The sequence below is a fragment of the Microbulbifer sp. SE14 genome, assembly GCF_059834885.1.
Genome location: NZ_JCBAJA010000035.1, coordinates 26164 through 47837, shown reverse-complemented (window position 1 = coordinate 47837; position 21674 = coordinate 26164). Strand labels below are relative to the sequence as shown.

The 21674-nt window shown below is 62.2% G+C and carries 22 protein-coding genes; 6 read left to right on the top strand and 16 right to left on the bottom strand.

The window, feature by feature from the left end:
• Window positions 1-229: 229 nt before the first annotated feature.
• The gene (locus tag AC6R19_RS19745; protein WP_500581585.1) at window positions 230-649 is read right to left on the bottom strand and encodes a hypothetical protein; all 420 of its coding nucleotides are present in this window, start codon (window positions 647-649) and stop codon (window positions 230-232) included.
• Between the two features lie 323 nt (window positions 650-972).
• Here AC6R19_RS19745 and AC6R19_RS19740 point away from each other — a divergent pair, with 323 nt between their 5' ends.
• Window positions 973-2010 (top strand): integron integrase, encoded by a 1038-nt coding sequence (locus AC6R19_RS19740; protein WP_500581584.1) that lies wholly within the window; start codon window positions 973-975, stop codon window positions 2008-2010.
• A gap of 204 nt (window positions 2011-2214) precedes the next feature.
• Here AC6R19_RS19740 and groL read toward each other — a convergent pair whose 3' ends face one another.
• Both groL and AC6R19_RS19730 read right to left on the bottom strand, forming a co-directional pair.
• On the bottom strand, window positions 2215-3855 hold the full coding sequence (groL, locus tag AC6R19_RS19735; RefSeq protein ID WP_500581583.1) for a chaperonin GroEL: 1641 nt from the start codon (window positions 3853-3855) through the stop codon (window positions 2215-2217).
• A gap of 59 nt (window positions 3856-3914) precedes the next feature.
• A complete protein-coding gene (locus AC6R19_RS19730; protein WP_265966028.1) occupies window positions 3915-4208 on the bottom strand; it encodes a co-chaperone GroES in 294 nt (97 codons plus the stop codon).
• Between AC6R19_RS19730 and AC6R19_RS19725 the strand changes: the two genes are divergently transcribed.
• The gene (locus AC6R19_RS19725; RefSeq protein ID WP_500581582.1) at window positions 4207-4389 is read left to right on the top strand and encodes a hypothetical protein; all 183 of its coding nucleotides are present in this window, start codon (window positions 4207-4209) and stop codon (window positions 4387-4389) included. The genes AC6R19_RS19730 and AC6R19_RS19725 overlap by 2 nt on opposite strands.
• A gap of 33 nt (window positions 4390-4422) precedes the next feature.
• Here the strand turns inward: AC6R19_RS19725 and AC6R19_RS19720 are convergent, their stop codons facing one another.
• Entirely contained in the window at window positions 4423-4902 is a 480-nt protein-coding gene (locus AC6R19_RS19720) for an FxsA family protein (protein WP_500581581.1), read from the bottom strand.
• A 175-nt stretch (window positions 4903-5077) separates the two neighbouring features.
• On the opposite strand from AC6R19_RS19720, the gene cfa reads away from it, so the two are divergent.
• The gene (gene cfa, locus AC6R19_RS19715) at window positions 5078-6226 is read left to right on the top strand and encodes a cyclopropane fatty acyl phospholipid synthase (protein WP_500581579.1); all 1149 of its coding nucleotides are present in this window, start codon (window positions 5078-5080) and stop codon (window positions 6224-6226) included.
• Window positions 6227-6421: 195 nt separating this feature from the next.
• Here the strand turns inward: cfa and AC6R19_RS19710 are convergent, their stop codons facing one another.
• Window positions 6422-7183 carry an SDR family oxidoreductase gene (locus AC6R19_RS19710; RefSeq protein ID WP_500581578.1) on the bottom strand — a complete coding sequence of 254 codons (762 nt, stop codon included), beginning with the start codon at window positions 7181-7183 and terminating at the stop codon, window positions 6422-6424.
• Window positions 7184-7293: 110 nt separating this feature from the next.
• Window positions 7294-8292: a DUF481 domain-containing protein gene (locus tag AC6R19_RS19705; RefSeq protein ID WP_500581576.1), complete on the bottom strand. Its 999-nt coding sequence runs from the start codon at window positions 8290-8292 to the stop codon at window positions 7294-7296.
• Window positions 8293-8372: 80 nt separating this feature from the next.
• Here AC6R19_RS19705 and AC6R19_RS19700 point away from each other — a divergent pair, with 80 nt between their 5' ends.
• Window positions 8373-8696, top strand: coding sequence for an MGMT family protein (locus AC6R19_RS19700; RefSeq protein WP_500581574.1), 324 nt, complete (start codon window positions 8373-8375; stop codon window positions 8694-8696).
• Here AC6R19_RS19700 and AC6R19_RS19695 read toward each other — a convergent pair.
• The 7 genes from AC6R19_RS19695 to AC6R19_RS19665 all read right to left on the bottom strand — a co-directional run bounded on the left by AC6R19_RS19695 (window position 8693) and on the right by AC6R19_RS19665 (window position 17428).
• A complete protein-coding gene (locus AC6R19_RS19695) occupies window positions 8693-10045 on the bottom strand; it encodes an AmpG family muropeptide MFS transporter (protein WP_500581573.1) in 1353 nt (450 codons plus the stop codon). The two genes, AC6R19_RS19700 and AC6R19_RS19695, sit on opposite strands and share 4 nt — an antisense overlap.
• Window positions 10046-10103: 58 nt before the next feature.
• Window positions 10104-10610 carry a YbhB/YbcL family Raf kinase inhibitor-like protein gene (locus AC6R19_RS19690; protein WP_500581571.1) on the bottom strand — a complete coding sequence of 169 codons (507 nt, stop codon included), beginning with the start codon at window positions 10608-10610 and terminating at the stop codon, window positions 10104-10106.
• Window positions 10611-10702: 92 nt separating this feature from the next.
• A complete protein-coding gene (locus AC6R19_RS19685; RefSeq protein WP_500581570.1) occupies window positions 10703-11713 on the bottom strand; it encodes a threonine ammonia-lyase in 1011 nt (336 codons plus the stop codon).
• Window positions 11714-11880: 167 nt separating this feature from the next.
• Window positions 11881-13275: an aldehyde dehydrogenase family protein gene (locus tag AC6R19_RS19680; protein WP_500581569.1), complete on the bottom strand. Its 1395-nt coding sequence runs from the start codon at window positions 13273-13275 to the stop codon at window positions 11881-11883.
• Window positions 13276-13499: 224 nt separating this feature from the next.
• Window positions 13500-14378 carry a regulatory signaling modulator protein AmpE gene (gene ampE / locus AC6R19_RS19675; protein WP_500581567.1) on the bottom strand — a complete coding sequence of 293 codons (879 nt, stop codon included), beginning with the start codon at window positions 14376-14378 and terminating at the stop codon, window positions 13500-13502.
• A gap of 91 nt (window positions 14379-14469) precedes the next feature.
• Entirely contained in the window at window positions 14470-15033 is a 564-nt protein-coding gene (gene ampD, locus AC6R19_RS19670; RefSeq protein WP_500581566.1) for a 1,6-anhydro-N-acetylmuramyl-L-alanine amidase AmpD, read from the bottom strand.
• Between the two features lie 70 nt (window positions 15034-15103).
• Window positions 15104-17428 (bottom strand): DUF1631 domain-containing protein, encoded by a 2325-nt coding sequence (locus AC6R19_RS19665; RefSeq protein ID WP_500581565.1) that lies wholly within the window; start codon window positions 17426-17428, stop codon window positions 15104-15106.
• Between the two features lie 345 nt (window positions 17429-17773).
• On the opposite strand from AC6R19_RS19665, the gene nadC reads away from it, so the two are divergent.
• The gene (gene nadC / locus AC6R19_RS19660; protein WP_500581563.1) at window positions 17774-18700 is read left to right on the top strand and encodes a carboxylating nicotinate-nucleotide diphosphorylase; all 927 of its coding nucleotides are present in this window, start codon (window positions 17774-17776) and stop codon (window positions 18698-18700) included.
• Between the two features lie 56 nt (window positions 18701-18756).
• Here the strand turns inward: nadC and AC6R19_RS19655 are convergent, their stop codons facing one another.
• Window positions 18757-19056 (bottom strand): sll1863 family stress response protein, encoded by a 300-nt coding sequence (locus tag AC6R19_RS19655; RefSeq protein ID WP_500581562.1) that lies wholly within the window; start codon window positions 19054-19056, stop codon window positions 18757-18759.
• A gap of 149 nt (window positions 19057-19205) precedes the next feature.
• Here AC6R19_RS19655 and AC6R19_RS19650 point away from each other — a divergent pair, with 149 nt between their 5' ends.
• A complete protein-coding gene (locus AC6R19_RS19650) occupies window positions 19206-19439 on the top strand; it encodes a metallothionein (protein ID WP_500581561.1) in 234 nt (77 codons plus the stop codon).
• 342 nt (window positions 19440-19781) lie between these two features.
• Here the strand turns inward: AC6R19_RS19650 and AC6R19_RS19645 are convergent, their stop codons facing one another.
• Together AC6R19_RS19645 and AC6R19_RS19640 are read right to left on the bottom strand one after the other, a co-directional pair.
• Window positions 19782-20042, bottom strand: coding sequence for a hypothetical protein (locus AC6R19_RS19645; protein ID WP_500581560.1), 261 nt, complete (start codon window positions 20040-20042; stop codon window positions 19782-19784).
• An 11-nt stretch (window positions 20043-20053) separates the two neighbouring features.
• Window positions 20054-21424, bottom strand: coding sequence for an isoprenylcysteine carboxylmethyltransferase family protein (locus AC6R19_RS19640; RefSeq protein WP_500581559.1), 1371 nt, complete (start codon window positions 21422-21424; stop codon window positions 20054-20056).
• Window positions 21425-21674 lie beyond the last annotated feature (250 nt).

Sequence of the window (21674 nt, the reverse complement as noted above, 5' to 3'; positions counted from 1 at the left end):
CGGAATTCCGGGCTGAAATTTCTCTTCTTCGTCATCATATCCACCTGACTTTCTCTGTGAGTGATCATACACTCAAAACCAGGTGACCAGATTCACTATGCCACTACAATAACGTTGCGCTCTGGGGCAGTTTACTTTATGCACTTTTGTGTGAGAATTCGAGCGCAGCGAGCCACACAAAGGTGCATAAAGTAAACTGTCCCTCAGCAGCGCCTGGTTAGCTGGGACGCTACGACAGAGCTTCAACTATTTGGCTCCAGCTTTCACGATACAAGGTTTCGAACTCCTTGGTTAAGCGGAACTGTGGAACTCCGGCATTCCAGTTAACGGCTTTAGATACAATTTTGCTCGGTAAAATATAACAATTTATAGATTTATCAAAATCATCCCAAATATTTAGAAAGGCGTAAAAAAACGAGCTTGAAACTTCTGGCTTATGTTTGCCCACTGCCCATGTTCTTGGATTATTGCGACCAGCAGTAGCCTTTACTTGTATGCTGACAGTTTGACGCCCAGATATTGTTGCCAATAGGTCCGCCCCTTTTGTATTAGTACTCAGTAGTGCAGGACTGATTCCACGGCGCGCTAACTGAAAAGCGACATAATGCTCTCCGGCGTCACCCAACAATTTACTCAGAATTTTACTCATGACTTACAGCTAACAGTTTATTCAAAAGCCTGGGGCTTTATATCTCCTTGGCTACTATTTACCGCCTCTTCCAAAGCCAGGAATCTAGATTCCTTTAAAATTCAAGGACTTACCCAGAAACGATTAAATTTTAACCGGAATTATAAAGCCCTCGGCTTAAGTCGCCTGATTATACACTTGGCAATTGAATACAAGTAACCTCCCGGAAAATCAATAATTTAGGTGATGCTTTCCGTAAATAGAAGCTTGTGGCTCTTGAATTCAGCGGTTGGCAGGGTCTATATTCCTTTATACTGTATAAAAAACCAGTCTTCGAGGAGCTCATGGACGACGTTCGCCCCCCTATCCCAAAGGAATCCGGTAAGTTTATCCCGTCGCTACGCCGACATATTCGCGAGTCAGGACTGGCTTACCGTACAGAACAGACTTACGTCCACTGGATCAAACGCTACATTCACTTCCATGAATTGCGCCACCCGAAGATGCTCGGTGCTTCTGATATAGAACGGTTCCTCAATCATTTAGCAGTGAACCGTCACTGTTCAATTAATACTCAGAAGATCGCCCTGAACGCGCTGGTTTATCTTTATAAGCGCTTCCTTGATGTCGATATATCCAATCTTGAATTCACCCCTGCCCGGCAGTACCGTCGCCTGCCTACGGTTTATAGCCGAGAGGAAGTTCAGGCCATCCTTTCACACCTGCGGGGCCCCCATCGTCTGCAGGTGGAACTGATGTACGGCTCGGGGTTGCGTTGCGCGGAGTTGCTGTCACTGAGGATCAAAGATATTGATTTTGGCAGCAGTAATATTTTCATTCGCGGCGGTAAGGGAAATAAGGACCGCACGACTATGCTGCCTCAATCTCTGGTCCCCGCGCTGGAAAAACAGATTGAGTACGTGGCGCTGCTACATGCTCAGGATCTTGAGGATGGCTTTGGCGATGTGTATTTGCCTGATGCTTTAGAGCGCAAATATCCCAGTGCGGCCCGCTCCCTGGCCTGGCAGTACCTTTTCCCCGCCTCGAAGGCCGGTCCCGATCCACGCTCCGGTGTTTTGCGTCGCCACCATTTACACCCAACGGCACTCGCGAAGCAGATCCGCCGGGCTGTGCAGGCCGCCGGTGTGAAAAAGCCTGCCCGCGCCCACGCCTTCCGCCATAGCTTTGCCACTCATCTGCTGGAGGCAGGTTATGACCTGCGTACGATTCAGGAGTTGCTGGGTCATTCGGATATCAGCACTACAGAGATCTATACCCACGTGATGAACCGGGGTGGGAAGGGCGTACTGAGCCCAATGGATCGAATGCAGCCGCCGGGCGGAATCGCCGAGCCGGAGTCGGCTTATCGGATGGCGGCTTGAAGACACCATTTTTTGGATTGCCGTGTAGAAGTCCTCTCCCCCGCCCCCTCTCCCGCAGACGGGACAAATTTGCCGGGAGCAAATTTGGACGCCGAAGGCGCCCGCGAAGCGGGTGAACGCCAGGGATGGCGTGAATCAATGGGGAGCACAAAAAAGCCCCGCGAGTGCGGGGCTTCTTCGTTGGCTTGGCCGGATGGGGCTGACTTACATCATGCCGCCCATACCACCCATGCCGCCCATGCCGCCCATGTCAGGTGCGGCCGGCTTGTCTTCCGGCAGTTCGGAGACCATGGCTTCGGTGGTGATCATCAGGCCGGCGATGGAGGCAGCCGCCTGCAGTGCAGTGCGGGTTACCTTGGCCGGGTCGAGGATACCCATTTCCAGCATGTCACCGTACTCGCCGGTAGCGGCGTTGTAGCCGTAGTTGCCGGAGCCCTGCTTGACCTTGTCGACCACAACGGAGGCTTCGTCGCCGGCGTTGGCGACGATCTGGCGCAGCGGCATTTCCATGGCGCGCAGCGCGGCGGCGATGCCGTGGTTCTGGTCTTCGTTGTCACCGGTGACCTTGATGGCCTGGGTGGCGCGAACCAGTGCGGTGCCACCGCCGGGTACCACGCCCTCTTCCACTGCGGCGCGGGTAGCGTGCAGGGCGTCTTCAACGCGGGCCTTCTTCTCTTTCATTTCCACTTCGGTGGCGGCGCCGACCTTGATTACCGCAACACCGCCGGCCAGCTTGGCCACGCGCTCCTGCAGCTTCTCTTTGTCGTAGTCGGAGGAGGACTCTTCGATCTGGGCGCGGATCTGGCCGACGCGGGCTTCGATGTCTTTCACATCGCCGGCGCCGTCCACGATCACGGTGTTTTCCTTGGACAGGGTCACGCGCTTGGCGCTACCCAGATGCTCCAGGGTGGTGCCTTCCAGCTCCAGGCCGACCTCTTCGGAGATGACGGTGCCGCCGGTCAGGATGGCGATGTCCTGCAGCATGGCCTTGCGGCGATCGCCGAAGCCCGGGGCCTTGACGGCAGCTACTTTGACGATGCCGCGCATGCTGTTCACGACCAGGGTGGCCAGCGCTTCGCCTTCCACGTCTTCGGCGATGATCAGCAACGGCTTGGAGGCCTTGGCCACCTGCTCCAGCAGCGGCAACAGGTCGCGGATGTTGGAGATCTTCTTGTCCACCAGCAGGATGTAGGGGCTCTCCAGCTCGGCGGTCATGTTCTCCTGGTTGGTGATGAAGTAGGGAGACAGGTAGCCGCGGTCGAACTGCATGCCCTCTACCACGTCCAGCTCGTTCTCCAGGCCGGAACCTTCCTCGACGGTGATCACACCCTCTTTGCCCACCTTCTCCATGGCTTCGGCGATGATGGTGCCCACGCTCTCGTCGCTGTTGGCGGAGATGGTGCCTACCTGGGCGATGGACTTGCTGTCTTCACAGGGGGTAGCCAGGCTGGCGATGTGGTCGACGGCGGCGACTACGGCCTTGTCGATACCGCGCTTCAGGTCCATCGGGTTGAAACCTGCGGCTACGGACTTGAGGCCTTCGCTGACGATGGCCTGGGCCAGTACGGTAGCGGTGGTGGTGCCGTCGCCGGCGACGTCAGAGGCCTTGGAGGCCACTTCCTTCACCATCTGCGCACCCATGTTTTCGAACTTGTCTTTCAGTTCGATTTCCTTGGCTACGGATACACCGTCTTTGGTCACGGTGGGGGCGCCGAAGGATTTGTCCAGTACCACGTTGCGGCCTTTGGGGCCCAGGGTGGTCTTGACGGCGTCGGCCAGGACATTTACGCCTTTCAGCATTTTCTGGCGGGCGTCGTCACCAAATTTTACGTCTTTAGCTGCCATGATTCTTGTTCCTCAGATTCTGTGTCGAGTGAAGTAAAGCGGGGCGCGCAGCCCGGGGCTCAACCTTCCAGCACGCCGTAGATGTCGCCTTCGCTCATGATGATCAGCTCTTCGCCGTCCACCTTGAGGGTGTTGCTGTCGGCGTAGCGACCGAATACCACCTTGTCGCCCACTTTGACGGACAGGGCGCGAACGTCGCCGTTGTCCAGCAGCTTGCCTTCACCCACGGCTACCACTTCGCCCTGGTTCGGCTTTTCCTTGGCGGCGCCCGGCAGCACGATGCCGCCAGCAGTCTTCTCTTCTTCTTCCTTACGGCGCACTACGACGCGGTCGTGTAAAGGACGAATTTTCATGGATAAGCTCTCCATTGAGTGTTTTTACGGTTTTTCCAAAGTGGAAGGCCCGGCCTCACCGGCCCGCGGCCTGTGCCCCGATCTGACCGGCAGAGCCGGGGCAAAAACTTGGGGTGTTCCCTATCTATGGGCGCGTAGAGAGATTTCAACAGCGGCAGGTAAAAAAACTGCGAGGATGTGATCGCCGCAATGATGCGCTCATTTTTCGAACAATCTAGCGGTCGTTGCGTCTGCTGTTGCCGTGGGCGTCATTGTTCTCCCGGGAGAAGTCCCCCTCGATCACGTCTCGGTCGCCTTGGGGGCGCTGGTTTGGGGAACCCTGGGGTGTGAAGTCCGGGCGCACTACGGTCACATGGCGCAGCAGGCGCCCCAATAGCAGCTGGCGCAGGCCGGGGATCAGGCAGGCGAAACCGAGGGCGTCGGTGAAAAAGCCGGGGGTCAGCAGCAGGGCGCCACCCACGGCGAGGAAGATGCCCTCCACCATCTCCCGCGCCGGCAGCTCGCCGGCCTGCATCTTCTGCTGGGCCCGCTTCACCGTGGACAGCCCCTGGCGGCGCAGCAGCGCCAGGCCCACCACCGCGGTGAGCAGCACCAGGCCGATGGTGGGCAGAGCGCCAATCTCCCGGCCTACGGTGATCAGCAGCCACATCTCGAGGATGGGCACAATGATGAATATCAGCAGCAGTGGGCGCATCGGGTCTCCTCTAGCAGCCTGTCGGACTTAGGCTGCTATGCCCCTTCGCTTGGCGAAACGGGCGAAACTGGGTATTTTCGATATGCTGTAGTAAATGGAGTGAGGTGGCAAATTCTTCAAGGGCGCCCCATTCAACTCGGCGCGCCATAGATACCGTTGAGCCAAGGAGGCTCTTATGGCAAGCGATCAGCAGGACACCATGGATGTACCAACCATCGGCCGCAGCCGCCATCTGTTGGACGAGGTATTCGGCGAGGCGGATATCCGTATCAACGGCGACAGACCCTGGGATATGCGGCTGCACCGGGCCGAGGCGCTGGACGAGATAGTCGCCCGCCACAGCCTGGGGCTCGGCGAGACCTATATGCGCGGCGACTGGGACGTGCCGGCCCTGGACCAGTTCTTCTACCGCATCCTGAATGCCGACCTGCCCCGCTATATCAAGCCCTGGCGCAACGGCTGGCGCATACTGCGCAGCTACCTGATCAACCTGCAGAGCCGCCGCCGCGCCTTCGAGGTGGGCGAGCGCCACTACGACCTGGGCAACGACTTCTATCGGACCATGCTCGACAGCCGCCTGACCTACAGCTGCGGCTACTGGCGCGACGCAGGGACGCTGGAGGAGGCGCAGACCGCCAAGCTGGACCTGATCTGCCGCAAGCTGGGCCTGGGGCCCGGCATGCGCCTGCTGGATATCGGCTGCGGCTGGGGCAGCCTGGTGAGCTACGCGGCGCAGAACTACGGTGTCGAGTGCGTCGGCGTGACGGTGTCCCGCGAGCAGAGCACCTATATCGCCGAGAAGTATCCGGACCTGCCGATCACCGTGCACCTGCAGGACTACCGCTGCCTGGAACAGCCCTTCGACCGCATCGCCAGCGTGGGCATGTTCGAGCATGTGGGGCGCAAGAACCACCGCACCTTCATGCAGGTGGTCAAGCGCTGCCTGAAGAAGGACGGTTTGTTGCTATTGCACACCATCGGCAAGAACCAGCGCCGCTCCGCCACCGATCCCTGGATCGAGAAGTACATATTCCCCAATGGCGAACTCCCCTCCGCGGGCCAGATCGGCGACGCCGCCGACAACCTGTTGGTCTGCGAGGACCTGCACAACTTCGGCAGCGACTACGACAGGACGCTGATGGCCTGGCACCACAATTTCGAGCAGCACTGGGAGCGCTTCGCCGACAAGTATGGCCAGCGCTTCTACCGCATGTGGCGCTACTACCTGCTGTCCTGCGCCGGCGCCTTCCGCGCGCGGCACATACAGCTCTGGCAGTGGATGTTCAGCGACAGGCTGCAGGGCGGCATCCAGCGGGTCTCCTGAATGCGGAATGATGAATAATGAAAAAAAGCCGTAGGGTGCGCCGTGCGCACCGGAATAGCCTGAACCCCTGAGTGGTGCGTGCGGCACACCCTGCGGCTGTAGGAGGCCCATGGCCGCGATCGATTGTGAGGGAGTTCCCCGACAATCCGATCGCGGCCATGGGCCGCTCCTACAGATAGTTCATTTGCAGTGCGGTTAAATGCGCGCCCCGCCGTCGATCTCAATTACCCGGCCGGAGACGAAGTCGTTCTCGAGGATAAAGGCCACGGTGGAAGCGATCTCGTTCTGCTCGCCCAGGCGGCGCAGGGGGACCTGCTTGACCAGGCCCTCGAGGATCTCCGGGCGCATCTGCGCGACCATGTCAGTATTGATGAAGCCCGGCGCTATCGCCGCCGTGCGGATTCCGTAGCGGGCCAGTTCCCGCGCCCAGGTGACGGTCATGGCGGCGACGCCGGCCTTGCTGGCGGAGTAATTGGTCTGGCCCATATTGCCCGCGCGGGACAGGCTGGAGATATTCACGATCACACCGCCCTTGCCGCCTTCTGCCATGATGCCCGCCGCGGCGCGGCCGCACAGGAAGACACCGGTCAGGTTGACGTCGATCACCGACTGCCACTGGGACAGGGACATGCGGTCGGCCACCTTGCCGTCCTTGAATTTCAGCAGCATGCCGTCGCGCATGATGCCTGCGTTGTTCACCAATACCTGCAGGCCGCCGAAGTCCCCGGCGATCTTCGCGAAACCGCTGTCCACCTCGTCTTCCTTGGCCACGTTGATCACATAGCTGCGCGCCTCGGCGCCGTGCTGTTCGCAGGCCTCGACACTCGCCCTCAGGTCGTCCTCGTTCAGGTCGATCAGCGCCAGGCGCGCGCCGCGCTCGGCCAGGTACTCGGCCATGGCGCGCCCCAGCCCCCGGCCGGCGCCGGTGATGGCTACTATGCTGTCGGCGATTTGCATTTGGTATTCCTCGTCTGATTTTTCATTATTTTTACCCTCTCCCCTCCGGGGAGAGGGTTAGGGGGAGGGGGTCGATGCCCCTCTTCAGAGAAGAAAGGGCGCTTAACGAATTACCACTGGTAACCCACACCGACCGTCACCTTGGTATCCTCTTTCTCCAGTTCCAGCGACGGCGTATTGTCGTACAGCCAGTGGTAGGCGACTTCCATCAGCACCCCCTCCACCAGCGGCGTGCGCACGCCGAACTTGGCGTTGGTCTGGTAGTCCTCGCTGCGGTCCAGGGACTGCAGGGTTTCCTGGTTGAAATAGATCTCCGGCCCCAGGGAGAATTTGTAGCGGTAGTCCAGCGCCAGGCGCCCGGCCCCGTAGCGGTCGTCCTGGTCCTCGCTCAGGGCGGAATCGATGAAGTCCTCGTGCAGGCTGCTGATACCGCCCTGCACGGAGAAGGCCGTCTTCTCGGTGTCGAAGAAGAGGTAGCCGAGGCCGAGACCCAGGGTGGTGCCCAGATCCAGATTGCGCGCCTCTTCCCGCTCCAGGGCACTGTTGGCTGCGGCGAACCACTTCTCGGCGAAGATCCAGCGCAGGTTGTAGCCCAGCTGGTATTTCTCCAGCCCCTCCACGTCGGCGTTGGTCTGGCTCTGGTAGAGGGCGTTGATCAGGTGATGGAGGTCGCCGTTGCGGACATCCAGGTTGACGTTCACATCCAGGTCTTCGCGCTCGCGGTTGCCGCTCTCGAAAACGCCGCCGGCACTGACATTGCCGTGGAAGATCACCGGGTTGCCGACGAACTTGACATAGGGCTCGGCGCGCTCGATGGCGGGGAAGTCCATCACCCAGCCGGAGCCCTCATCGCAGTAGAGCTCCCACTGCTCGCGGCGGTGACCGGCCAGGGCGCAGGGCTCCTCGCGCCCGGCGATCTTCAGGTCCACATCCACGTCCAGCGACAACACCTTGGATTTCTCCACCCTGATCTCGCCGAAGTTTTCGGACTTCCACACCACGTGATCCCGTTCCACGAGAACCAGTTCGCCGTGTACCCGGTCGCCGTTCTCCAGCGTCAGTACGCCGGCTGCGGCGGAGAGAGAGACAAAGGGCAGGAAAAGCAGCAAGATAAGCGTCAGATGTCGAACAACTGGAACCACGGGAAGCGCCTTGAGATTATCTGGGGTTCTAGAAAGCGGAGTTGTCTGTGGGGAAGAACACACAAACTGGCGGCAATGATGCCACAACCAGGATCTGCAGTGTACTCGCGGCGGTCCCCCGGGGGCGGGTGATCACTTACGGCGACCTGGCGGAGATGGCGGGCTACCCCCGCGCGGCGCGGCTCGCCGGGCAGACACTGCGCAAGCTGCCCCGAGGCACCAAGCTGCCCTGGCACCGGGTGATCAACGCCCAGGGCCGCATCTCGCTGCCGGAGCCGGGGGCCCGGCGGCAGAGAGAGAGACTGGAAAAGGAAGGGATCACCTTGCTGAACGGGCGTGTGGATATGCAGAAGTATCGCTGGCGGCCCTAACCCGCTGCCTGCTCGGGTTCGGTCGCGCGCCTGTCCCGCCGCCACAGATAGGCCGCCAGTAGCACCGCCGGCACACCCAGCATGGCGACATAGATAAAGAACTGCGCATAGCCCTCGGCATCCACCACTATGCCGGAGAAACCGCTGATGAATTTGCCCGGCAGGGTCATCAGCGAGCTGAACAGCGCATACTGAGTGGCCGTATAGGCCTGGTTGGTGAGGCTCGACAGGTAGGCGATAAACACCGCATTGGAGATGCCGCCGCTGATATTGTCGGCGCTGATCACCAGCGCCAGCCAGGCCTTGTCCGGGCCTATCTGCGCCAGGTGGGCAAACAACAGGTTGGTGGCCGCGACCATGGCGGCACCGAGGATCAGCGGGCGCATGATGCCGTAGCGCACCACCAACAGGCCGCCGAGGAAGGAGCCGATGATGGTGCAGAAGAAACCGAACACCTTGCCGATTTCGGCGATATCACTCTTGCTGAAGCCCAGATCCAGGTAAAAGGGATTGGCCATCACTCCCATGGCGATATCGCTCAGGCGATAGATGCCGATAAACAACAGCAGCACCAGCGCGAAGCGGCCGTTGCGCTGGAAGAACTCGATAAACGGGCAGGCCACTGCACGCACGAACCACTCCTTGACCGGCCCGTGCTCGCCGCTGCCGAGCATCCGGTCCACCCAGTCGTGCTGGAAGGTCTCCGCCTGTGCCTTCACTCTGGCGTGGTCCGGCTCCGCCACCAGCAGGGTGGTGATGATGCCCACGCCCATCAGGGCGGCCATGGTGGTGTAGGAAACGGACCAGTTGGCCAGTTCGGCGATATATAGGGCGCCGGCCCCCGCCACCAGCAGCGCCACCCGGTAACCGAACACATAGTTGGCGGCCATGGCGCCCTGCAGCTCCTTGTCCACCGCCTCGATGCGGTAGGCATCGATCACCACGTCCTGGGACGCGGAGCAGAAGGCCACCCACACCGCCAGTAACGCCACCTGGGTCAGGGCCAGTTGCGGATTGACGCTGGCCATTCCCAGCAGGCCCAGGCAAACACCCAGCTGTGACGCCAGCATCCAACTGCGGCGCTTGCCGAGCCAACGGGTCAATATCGGCAGGCGCAGGTAGTCGATGATCGGCGCCCAGAGCACTTTGATGGAAAAGGTGATCCCTACCCAGGCAAAAAAGCCAATTGCTGTGCGGCTGACACCGTAATCCCGCAGCCAGGCGGTGAGGGTGGAGAAAACCAGCAGCAGCGGCAACCCGGCGGAAAAGCCGAGGAAGAACATGGTGAGTACGCGGGGTTTGAGGTAAACCCGTAGCGCCTGCGCCCAAGTGAGTTTCTGTTGCTGCATGCGGCTGTATTGCGTCCTTGTTCTTAACTCAGGCACCCTATTTCGGCGGTTGCCGCTATCAGCGGCCGTAGACGACTTCCAGCTCCGCCTCCGCCAGCTTGTTGGCGTTGACGTTGAAGCCCACCTTCGCCGCGGATGCGCTGTCGTCCAGCGGCAGCTGTTCGACCTTCAGGGCGTAGATCCTGAACTGGTAGCGGTGGTCGCCATGCCCCTCCGGCGGGCAGGCGCCGCCGTAGCCGAGGCTGCCGTAGTCGTTGCGACCCTGCACGGCCTCAGGGATCAGGCCGTTTTTCGGGTCGCCGGCGCCCTCGGGCAGTTCGGTGACGTCGGCGGGGATGTTGAACATCACCCAGTGCCACCAGCCACTGCCGGTGGGGGCATCCGGATCGAACACCATCAGCGCGAAGCTCTTGGTGCCCTCGGGCGCGCCGCTCCAACTGAGCTGCGGGGATATATTGTCACCGCCGCAGCCGTTGAAGACGTGGGCCTTCGGCATGCGCTCACCGGGTTTCAGGGTTTTCGATGTGAGAGAAAACTCTTTTGTGGAAGGGGCAGCGGAAGACATAGTGGTGGTCACCGTTAGTATTGTGGCAGCCACCAGTTTAGCAGCCCACCCGTTGCTGAAACCGTGCAGTTTCCGGAACACCATTGAAATGCTCAAGACGACTCCTCCGTATCGGTGAAAAGATCCGCGACCCTTTCCAGGTCCATGTTGCCGCCGGTCAGTACCACGGCGACATTCTTGTTGCGAAAGCGCGCGCCGTGTTCCAGCACCGCCGCCAGCCCCACCGCCGCCGACGGCTCCACCAGCTGTTTGGTGCGCGTCCACAGCAGGCGCATGGCCTCGACGATACCACGTTCGGAAACCGTGACGATATCGCGCACCGTGCGCCGGATCACCGCGTAGTTGCGGCGGCCGAGTGTGGTGCGCAGGCCGTCGGCGATCGTCTCCGGTGCCGATGGGGTGGTGATATGGACCCCTCCACGCAGGGAGCGCTGGGCGTCATCGGCACCGGCGGGCTCGGCGCCTATTACTGTAACATCCGGCGCCAGCGCCGCTATAGCCAAGCCGATACCGGCGAGCAGGCCGCCGCCCCCCACCGGCGCCAGGACGACATCCGGCGTGAATCCCCGCTCGCGGCACTGCTGCATGATTTCCAGCGCCACGGTACCCTGCCCGGCGATGATGCGGCGATCGTCGAAGGGCGGCACCACTTGTACCCGAACCCCTGGGGTGCCGCTCTGCGCCACCACTTTTTCCAGCGCCTTCTCCCGGTCCGCCTGGGAGGGCCCGCAAATGACGATCTCCGCGCCGTAACCAGCCACCGCGGCGCGCTTCGCCAGGGGTGCCGTTTCCGGCATCACCACGGTGCAGGCCAGGCCGCGCTCCGTCGCCGCCCAGGCCAGGGCGGCGCCGTGATTGCCGGAGGAGTGGGTGGCCACCATGTTTGCTTCCGGCGGCAGCTGAGCCAGCGCGTTGCTGGCGCCGCGCGCCTTGAAGGCGCCCACCTTCTGCAGGTGTTCGCATTTGAACCAGAGATTGGCGCCGCTCAGGGCATCCAACTGGCGGCTGCTGATCAGCGGGGTGCGGTGGATGTGGCCGGCGATATTCTGCGCCGCGGTGAAGACGTCGGCGCTTGTGGGGAGGTCGTTGTGGTCTGTTGGCATAGGTTACCAGTGTAAATTGAAGCGTTGTTCTTCCTGTAGGGCCGAAGGCGCCGTGAATGCGTGGAACGGCCGGGGCGGCCCATGGCCGCGATCGATGCCCTGGGGTGCCCGGAAGTCCGATCGCGGCCATGGGCCGCCCCTACAACGAGTCCCGGGTCCCGAACACTCTAGCGCAACAACCTCAACAGTTTGAACTTCCACGCATTGAAAGGCGCATAGCGCAGATCCAGGTCAAGGATATTGCGGCGCTTCATCACCGCCTTGAAGTGGCTGAAAGTGCGGAAACCGTGTTCGCCGTGATAGGCGCCCATGCCGCTGGCGCCGACGCCGCCGAACGGCAGCTCACAGTTGGTCATAAACATCATGCAGTCGTTGACGCAGGCATTGCCGGCACTGCAGCGGGCGAGAATGCGGTCGGCGGTGGCCTCGTCCTGGGTAAACACATAGAGCGCCAGCGGCTTTTCGCGGCCGTTGACGAACTCCTCCGCCCGCTCGAGTTCTTCCAGTTCGATGACCGGCAGCACCGGACCGAAGATCTCCTCCTGCATTACCGCCGCCTCGACACCCACATTGCGCAGCAGGGTCGGCGCCACGTAGCGCTCATCCACATCCACCTGGCCGCCGAACACCACCTCGCCATCGGCCAGGTAGCTGGCCAGGCGCTTGGCGTGACGGCTGTTGACGATGCGGCCGTAGTCCTTCGACTGCCGCGGGTCGTCGCCGAACATGGCGCGCGTGGCCTTCTCTATCGCCGGCAGCAACCGGTCGGCAGTAGCTCTCGTGCACAGCAGGTAATCCGGCGCAATACAGGTCTGGCCGGCGTTGGTGAACTTGCCCCAGGCGATGCGCCGCGCGGCCACTGCGATGTTGGCGTCGTCGGCGACGATACAGGGGCTCTTGCCCCCCAGCTCCAGGGTCACCGGCGTCAGGTGTTTGGCCGCAGCGGCCATCACGATGCGGCCCACCTGGCCGCCGCCGGTGTAGAGAATATGGTCCCAGCGCTGCTCAAGTAGTGCGGTGGTTTCCGGCACGGCGCCCTCGACACAGGCGAAGGCGTCGTTGTCCAGGTAGCGCGGCAGCAGTTCCGCCACCAGGCCCGAAGTGGCCGGCGCCAGTTCCGAGGGTTTCAGCACCGCGCAGTTGCCGGCGGCGATGGCCGGCACCAAGGGCGACAGCAACAGCTGCAAAGGATAGTTCCAGGCGCCGATGATCAACACCACCCCGAGAGGTTCCGGCAGCATATAGCTCCTGGCCGGCTGGGCGATGATCGGCGTGGAGGCGCGGCGTGGGCGGGCCCATTTCTTCAGATTCTTGAGGGCGTGGTCTATGTCCCCGTAGAGCCCTGAGACCTCGGTCATGAAGCCTTCCTGGGGCGCCTTGTGCAGATCCCGGGCCAGCGCCTGCAGGAAGCGGGTTTCATTGTCGGAGAGCATGCTGCGCAGCTGTCGGAGCTGCTGGCGACGCCAGTTCAGGTCGGCGGTGGTGCCGCTGCGGAAATAGGTGCGCAGTCCGGCCGCCAGCGCCGCGGCATTGAGATCACCCGAGCCCAGATTCGACGCCATTTGAGAATCCAATGCAGACACTTCCAACTCTGTTACCTCCCTCGAGTGCACTCCGCCGAGATTATTTTTATTGTTATCGGCATCGCCGTGAAAATGTTTTCAAGCGGCCTTGAACCGCTGGCAATATCCGAGGGAAGCCGGGGACAAGTCAAGGAAGGAGTTGGAACAATGTTCCAAATTTGGCGCCAGTTCACTAATCCTGTGCTGGCGCTCTTGCGAACGGTTTAGAAATCGAACAACACTGCCAGTGCCATCAGGGTAATCCACAGCAGCAGTGCCCGGGACAGCAGCGCCTGCAATCCTTCCAGTTGCGCGCCGCAGACCCGCTGCCCTTCGGCCACCTCGACACCGGCACTGCACTCGCTGGCGTCTATGCCACCCAGCGCCCCCTCCAGGTAGGCTTCCAGCACTTCGGCGGTAGCCCGCTCGCGACAGGTCAGGCACTGGCGCCAGGCGCGGTAGCAGCCGGCGAAATTGCCCACTATTGCGAAGCTGAACCCCATCACCCGCACGGGCAGCCATTCCAGCAGCCACAGCCAGCGCTCGGCCATGGCGTCGCCGTCACCGCTGCGGGACTGCTCGGCGTAGAGGGCGCTGAGGCGGAACAGCAGTGCACCGGGAATGCCCAGCAGGACAAACCAGAAGAGCACCGCGAACAGGCGCTCGAAGGCACAGTAAGCGGCGCCGCGGAAAACCTGCTCGTGCAACTGCTGGCCGCTCGCTCCCTCCTCGTGTAATTCCCGCAACAGCGGCTCTGCGGCCTGGCGTGCGGCGGCCAGGTCGCCCCGATACCAGCTGCGCAGGTAGTTCGACAGTATCTCGTTGAAGTTGCCGCGGCCGAGGCAGTAGAGCAGCAGCGGTACGCCCAACAGCAGGGTTCCCAGCCACCCCAGCAGCGCCTCCGCCAGCACCATCAGCACGGCGGCGAGCAGTACCGGTGGCAGCACCGTCGCCCCCAGCTTCAGCCCCCCATCCCTCTGCAGCCGCTCGACGGCCGCCAGGCGGCTGCGCCACCACAGAAACCAGCCGTCCCGGTGCAGTGGCGCACCGGAGCCCCAGAGCTGCACCAGCCCCAGCGCCAGTAACACTATTAGCAGTGCCATAGTCGTTCTCGATAAAAGGATTCAGCGGAGAAGAATAACGCCAGCGGCGCGTGGAAAAAACCACCGCGGCTGGTGTAATGCGCTGCGCTTATTACACCCTACCCACTCCGTCGAGTTCGCGGAAATAGCGCTGCCAGTCAAAACCGGGGCCGGGGTCCAGCTTGCGCCCGGGCGCTATGTCCGAGTGGCCGGTAATCCTGTCCTTACCGATCGCGGGGTAGGCGGCCATGATGGCCGCGCTCACCTCTGTCAGGGAGCGATACTGGTCGTCGGTATAGGTGTCCGTGTCCAGCCCCTCCAGCTCAATGCCGATGGAAAAGTCGTTGCAGTTGCAGCGCCCCTCGAATTCCGACTGGCCGGCGTGCCAGGCGCGCCTGTCCAGGGGCACATACTGGGTCACGCGGCCGTTGCGGTCTATCAGGATATGCGCCGAGACCTGCAGCGTGGCGATTTCGGAAAAATAGGGGTGGGCGTCTATGTCCAGTTGGCCGAGGAAGAAGGCATCGATATAGGGGCCGCCGTACTGGCCCGGGGGCAGGCTGATGCTGTGGATCACCAGCAGGTCGACGGGACAGCCATCGGGCCGGCTGTTGCAGTGAGGGCTGGGCACCCGGCGCGCTCCGGACAACCAGCCGGACTCCACTTGGTATTTCACTTCGGTCTCTCCAGTATGACTGGAGACAATTCTATCGATTCCCAGCCACTCACCACCAACCGCTGACCACTCAGTTCCCCTCGCTGCGCTTCTTGCGCACATTGCCGATCACGGACTGCAGCGCCCGCTCGAACAACATGCCGTCGTCCAGCGGCATCAACTGCGCCGCGCGCAATGCGTGGGCCAGCTCCAGGCGGGCGAACTCCGCCACCTTGGCGCCGTTGCGATTGACGAAAATAAACTGGTCTATGTCCCGGATCACCGCGGCCAGGCGACAGCGGAACTGCTCCTCCTCCGAGCGCTTGAGTTCGAACCAACTGCCCTGGGCCAGGCGGAAGGTCATCTGCCAGTGGGGGTCGCTCTCCGGCAGCGGTGCCAGGCCCTCCTGCTCGGGCTCGGCTGCGGCCACTTCGGCCTGGGCAACCACCTGCTCCAGCTCCTCCATCTGCGGCACGGCCACCTCTTCCGGGGTTTCCTCTAGCGCCGGGGTCGCCTCCCCTTGCGGCTCGGCGGCGGTCTCGGCCGCCTCGCGCATCTCCCGTTCCACCAGTTCCTTGGCCTGGCGTTCGCGCTCCTCGGTGAGCTGCTTCGCCAGCGCAAAGCGCTCCCGGTAGACCTCCTTCAGGCCGGCGAAAAGACCGCGGGCCTCGAAGGGATTCAGGGACACCGCCTCGACCCCCTCGCGCAGGCGCTCCTGCAGTGCCGGCAGCAGGCCCAGCAACTGCTGGCGGCTGTCGGGCATGGGTGCCTGCACGCTCCACACCAGGTCCCGCGCGGTGCGCACGTCGCGGCTCCAGGCCTCGCTGTCGGTGCCCGCCTTGACGCAGGTCAGGAAGAGCACATTGTTCCAGACCTTGTTCAGCCAGTCCTGCACCACCGGCGGCAGTTCGCGCTCGGCGACCAGGGCATCCATTACCGCAGCCACCCGCGCGCGGGCCGCCTGGGTCTTGGCGCGGCCGTCGGCTTCGTCCACCACGCGACGCTCGAGCATCTCCGCCCGCTTGCGCTCGCGCAGGATGAACTGGCGGAAGGATTCCAGCAGCAGCGAGAAGATATTGACGTCCTGGTCGAATTCGTTCAGCACGCGATCCACCACCTGGCTGACCTCGCGGTACAGCGGATCCGACTCGTAGTTTTCCCCGGCCTGCCAACCGGTGGTGGCGTCGGCCAGTTCGTTCAGCAGCTTGCGCGCCGGGTGGCCGCCCTTGCTGAAGAAGGACTTGTCGGCGATGGCCACTTTCAGGAGCGGCAGTTGCAGGCGGCCCAGTTGGGATTTGATCGGCTCCGCCAGGCTGCGGTCCTCGAGGATAAAGGAGAAGAGCATCTCCACCAGCTTGATGATGTCGCTGTCCACCTTGGCCAGGGACGCGGCCTGGTTGGCCTGCACCAGGCGCTGCTGCAGCAGCTCGCCGACGTTCAGCAGCTGGATCTCGCCGGCCCCCTGGTACTGGGCGCTGCTCTGCAGCTCGCCCAGGTGCGCCAGCAGGTCGCCCGCCGGCATGGGGGCCAGGCCGGCGGTGGCCGGCAGCAGACCGGGGGCCCAACTACCGGCGGGTTGGCCGCCGCCGGTGGCCACGCCCGCGCCCATACCCGGCACCATCGCTCCGCCCTGAACCTGGCCTTCGGCAGTGGCACCTGCCCCGGTCCCACCGGCGGGGCCGGCAGCGGAGGGACGCTGGCCGGAACGCTGTTGCCTGGCGATACGCCGCTGTTCGCGCAGCGAGGGCAGCACGCCGTGCTCCACCAGCAGCTGGTTGCAGCGCTCGTAGAAATCCTTCAACTGCACCATCACCACCTGCTCGAACTTCTTCAGCAGGGTCAGGCGCGCGCGGATATGGATATCCAGCGGGCGCACCGCCTCCACGAAGGCATCGCAGATGGCATCCGGGCCCAGGGGGTTGTTCTTTTCGTAGATCTTTACCGAGTAGAGGGTATCAAGGCGCAGGGACAGTTCGGTGATCGACTCGGCGAAATCGCGTTTGGCGTTGGCCACCATAGTGTCGGCGGCGACCAGCTGCTCCAGGTCATCGTTGTGCACCAGGGACAGGTTGTCCGAGGCGAAGACCGCTTCGTCCTCTTCCGGGGACCGGATCTGGAAGGCTTCGCCGATACCGGCCGCGAAGCGCTCGGCGATATTGCGGCGCTCGACCCGCAGCAGGCGCAGGGCCTGGAAGAGGCCGTCCTGCTCCTCCTGGCCATGGGCTCGCTCGGCCATGGAGAAGAGAGAGTCGTCCACCTTGGCAAACAGCTGCTTGACCTGCTCCTGCAGCAGGTTTCGCGCCTTGTCCCGCAGGGCCACCACCGCCGACGCCAGCGGTACCGATTTGCGGGCGGAATCAGCCAGTCGGGCGGCGCCCTTTTCCGCCAGCGAAACCACCTTGTTGGACTCTTTCATTTCCAAGTCGCCCTCTGGGCACCATCCCGGCACCCTGCGCTGTTGATAGTGTTTGGAGTGCCCTGCAAAATCTCTTCAGCGGGGCTCCATGTAACCGTATATTTTTTGTACTCGCCCGCCACGGCGATGCGCCTCGGGCCCTTTTATAGGAAAGGCCCATTCTACAGGTGTTCCGGGGTGGCCGGGCAACCGGAGAGCGCGTATTTGAGACACTTGTCACAGCCGCGCTCTGACTGCGGTGTTACCGATTCGAATCCCACCCAGGTTCCATGGCAGCGCGGCCAAACACAATCCAAATTCCGGCGGTTTCAGGTACACTGCGCCCGTTCAGATTCGAGGTCCCCTATGCAGCCACAAGACACGTCCATCCCCAACCTGATCGCCGATATACGACGGGCGGTGAGTACCGCCCTGGCGGAGGATGTGGGTAGCGGGGATATCACCGCGCAACTGATTCCCGCAGATCGCGAAGCCAGCGCCAGGGTGATCACCCGCGAGGACTGCACCATCTGCGGCCGCGCCTGGGTAGAGGAAGTGTTCCGCCAGTTGGAGCCGGAGCTGCAACTGACCTGGCACTGCGAGGATGGCGACAGGGTCGCCGCAGACACCGTGTTGTTCGAACTCAAGGGCAATGCCCGCGCCATACTGACCGGCGAGCGCACGGCGCTGAACTTCCTGCAAACACTGTCCGGCACCGCCACCACGGCGGCCCAATACGCCGAGCGCGTAGCGGATATGAGTACCGAGCGCGTAGCGGATATGAGTGCCGAGCGCGTAGCGGATATCAGTGCAAAGCAGGCCCCCGGCACCCGGGTCAAAATCCTCGACACCCGCAAGACCATCCCCGGCCTGCGCAGTGCACAGAAATACGCGGTGCTCTGCGGCGGCTGCCACAACCACCGCATCGGCCTCTACGACGCCTTCCTGATCAAGGAAAACCATATCGCCGCGGCCGGCGGCATCAACAGGGCCATCGCCCAGGCCCGCAGCATCAAGCCGGAGGCGCTGGTGGAAGTGGAGGTGGAAAACCTCGACGAGTTGAAGCAGGCCCTCGACAGCGGTGCCGACGTGATCATGCTCGACGAGTTCAGCGACGAGGACACACAGACTGCCCTCTCGCTGGCGAAGGGCAAGGCCAAGATTGAAATTTCCGGCAGCGTCGACAGCGAGCGGCTGCAGCAGCTGGCCAAACTGGACGTGGATTACATCTCCTCCGGCAGCCTGACCAAGCACCTGCGCGCGATCGATCTGTCCCTGCGTATCGACCTGTAATTTCCCGACGGGCAAGCCGGCCGGCCATGCCGGTGACGAGCCTGCCGGCCTCGGCACTAATGGCGCATTTGATCGCGGGCCCGGTCGATGGATTTCTTCAGCTCACCCCAGGCATTTTCCACGCCGGCTTTCATTTCGTCCCAGGCGTCGCCACTTTGCTCTTGCAGGTGATCCAGCTTCTCTTTCAACGCGTCCCGTTTGCTGCGCAAGTCATTCAATTGGTCGCGGTATTTGATCTCTGCATCTGCCCCTGCCCGCTCGGCGCGAGCCTGCAGTTTGTCGATTTCCGCGTTCCACTCTTTCAGGCGCGCGTCCATCTTTTTCTGATAGGCCGTCTTTACGTCTTTTTTACTCATGGCTCCTGCCTCCGGATTCACCCAGCTTCAATTCAGAGTGTAGGCGACCGTCGACAGCCGCAGCCTCATCTACGCTTAAACAGAGCAATACCAAAGGCTCCGGACGGGGCCCCAAGACAGACAGGAATCAACCCAGAGGGATGCGGATCATGAGCCAGTGTGAGACCTGCGGCAACGACTACGACAAGGCGATGGAAATCAAGATAGGCGGCGCCACCCACACCTTCGACAGTTTCGAGTGCGCCATCCAGGCACTGGCGCCCAAGTGCGAGCAGTGCAACTGCCGCATCCTGGGCCACGGCACCGAGGCGGAGGGCAAATACTACTGCTGCGCCCACTGCGCGGCCCGGGCCGGCCACTCCGAGATAATTGACCGGGTATAAGCGTCCACAAAACGGCAAGGAATGCCGTTCTGCACAGCCGAAGGCTGCCCACAGGGTGAGGGCCAGGGATGGCCCGAACAGTAAAAACGGGGCCCCGCGGCCCCGTTCATACTTACCTCCCGGCTGTTCGCTCGTTAAGGCAGATTGTGCACATGGCTGCCCACCGGGCCGGAGAAGATGCCGCCGTCGTGCATAATCCCGGTTGATCGACCAGGACATCACGCCGTTGAAGTCCGGCCAGGCCTGGCTCGGGGTCAGGCTGGCACAGTTGGCGCGCGCGGTCAGGCAGTGGGCGCCCGGACTCCAGGTCGATATCGATACCGTCGGAGCCGTACTCGTCGATCATCGCCGCGGTGCTGTTGACGAGGTCACATTCTCCGAACCGTTCAGGGTCACCGTACCGTTCTGGCCACCGAAGGACACCACCACTATCTTGCCGGCGGCGCGCTTGGCGGCGATAAACTGCTGCTTGTCCAGGCCGGGATCCAGGTTGAAGGCGACACTGCCATTGCCTGCGTTGCTGGGCAGGCCGCTGCAGTCCACCGCGGCGGCCTCAGCCGCGCAGAGGCTCAGGGCAACGATGCCGAGCCAGAGAATTTTCATGTTTTTTGCCTTTAATCTGTCGCCAGCCCCGATACCGCCGGGCGCAGCCGGCCCCGCCTGTCGGGCTGGCCGCCTGTATTGAATAAACTTCCGGGTTTGAATCGCAGCAGCGGGAACCACCGGCCGATAAACGCAAACAGGCCGCGCTGCTCGATATAGCGCGCGTAGGCGACATAGTCCGGATCCCAGGACAGGTGCCGCTCCTCGGTGCGCGCGCGCATGAAGTAAATGAAGTTCACCATCAACAACAGCAGCGAGTGCCGCAGTGCCTCACCGGCGCTGCCGCTGACCATAAAGGGCATGGAGATCATCCACCAGGACAGGTTCTTGCTGATATAGGCCGGGTGCTTGGTGTAGCGATAGGGGCCGTTGGTGAGGATGCCGCGGTGGGTCAGGTTGGAGAAGCGAATGCCGAAGGGCACGCTGGCCCACACGTAGATAGCGATCAGCAACAGAATCGCGCTGCCCCAGAAGCCGTACACCAGCGGCGTATCCCAGAACCAGTAACCCCAGGCCGGGCCCTCATCGTATTTGAGGTAGGTACCGGAAAAGGTGCTCCAGAACGGCTGGTAGCCGATCAGCGCCACCCCCCAGCCGAGAAAACTCGGCTCCGCAGTGCGGATATGGGAGTCGAACAGGCGCAGGGTGCACACATAGCCCACGGTCACAAACAGCAAGTCGATGTAGTAGAGGAAGTTGAAGGTGAAATCGAACACCGCCTTGAAGCTTCCCGCCAAACGGGTGAAGTCGAAATTCAGCAGTGTGGTCAGATTGTTGCCCAGGTAGACAAACATCAGCGGCAGGAAGAACAGCTTTACCAGCCAGCCCAGCAGCAGCTGGCCTATGGCGCGACCGTCGATGTCGCCGCGGCGCCCGAGCAGCCAGCTGCCCAGGTGCCAATAGCCGTCCTTCGGCTTCAGCATATGGCCGTCGAGCCAGTAAAAATAGGGCACCGCCAGCAACAGCCACCAGGGCAGCGCCGCCTTTACCACCGCGTAATAATTGTCGTAAAAGGAGCCGTGATATTCGGGAAACAGCCAGTAGACGAGGGCCACCAGGCCCACGCTGGCATAAAAGCCCAGCAGCTTCACCGCCGTGCGCCGCCCGCCGCCCTGCTTGCGCGGCCGGGAAAAATCCAGCCCGGCGGACGCATTGCGGTATGGCTTCAGGAACAGCCACTCCAGCAGGATGATCGGTAGCGCCAGCGCCACACAGACCACCACCAGGCCGACGGTGCGTGACGGCAGCTGCTGTCCGTATTCGCGCAGCCACACCACCGCCAGCAGGGAAATCGCCAGGGCGGTCAGGTTGATGGCCACGCTGGTGGGTGCTTCAGGACAGGAAACGGCTTCCGCCGCCGCGGGCTTTTTATTCTTTTTCATATCACGGCCAAGTAATCAGTAGCTTTTTCGGGGGTCGGTTCTTATCGGGCCTCGGGGCGGCCCTGCTGCCGGTGGCCTTTTGCGGGACACGGGCTAGGCGCCCCCCCTAAATACATCCCTGGAGGCTTGGCAGCGAGGTCCCTCTCGCTGACAGTCCCGCAAAAGGCCCCCGGCATCAGGGCCTTCACTTCGAGCTTTCGGGTTCTTTCCCGGGTCCCGGGGTCCCGAATCCCGAATCCCGAATCCCGAG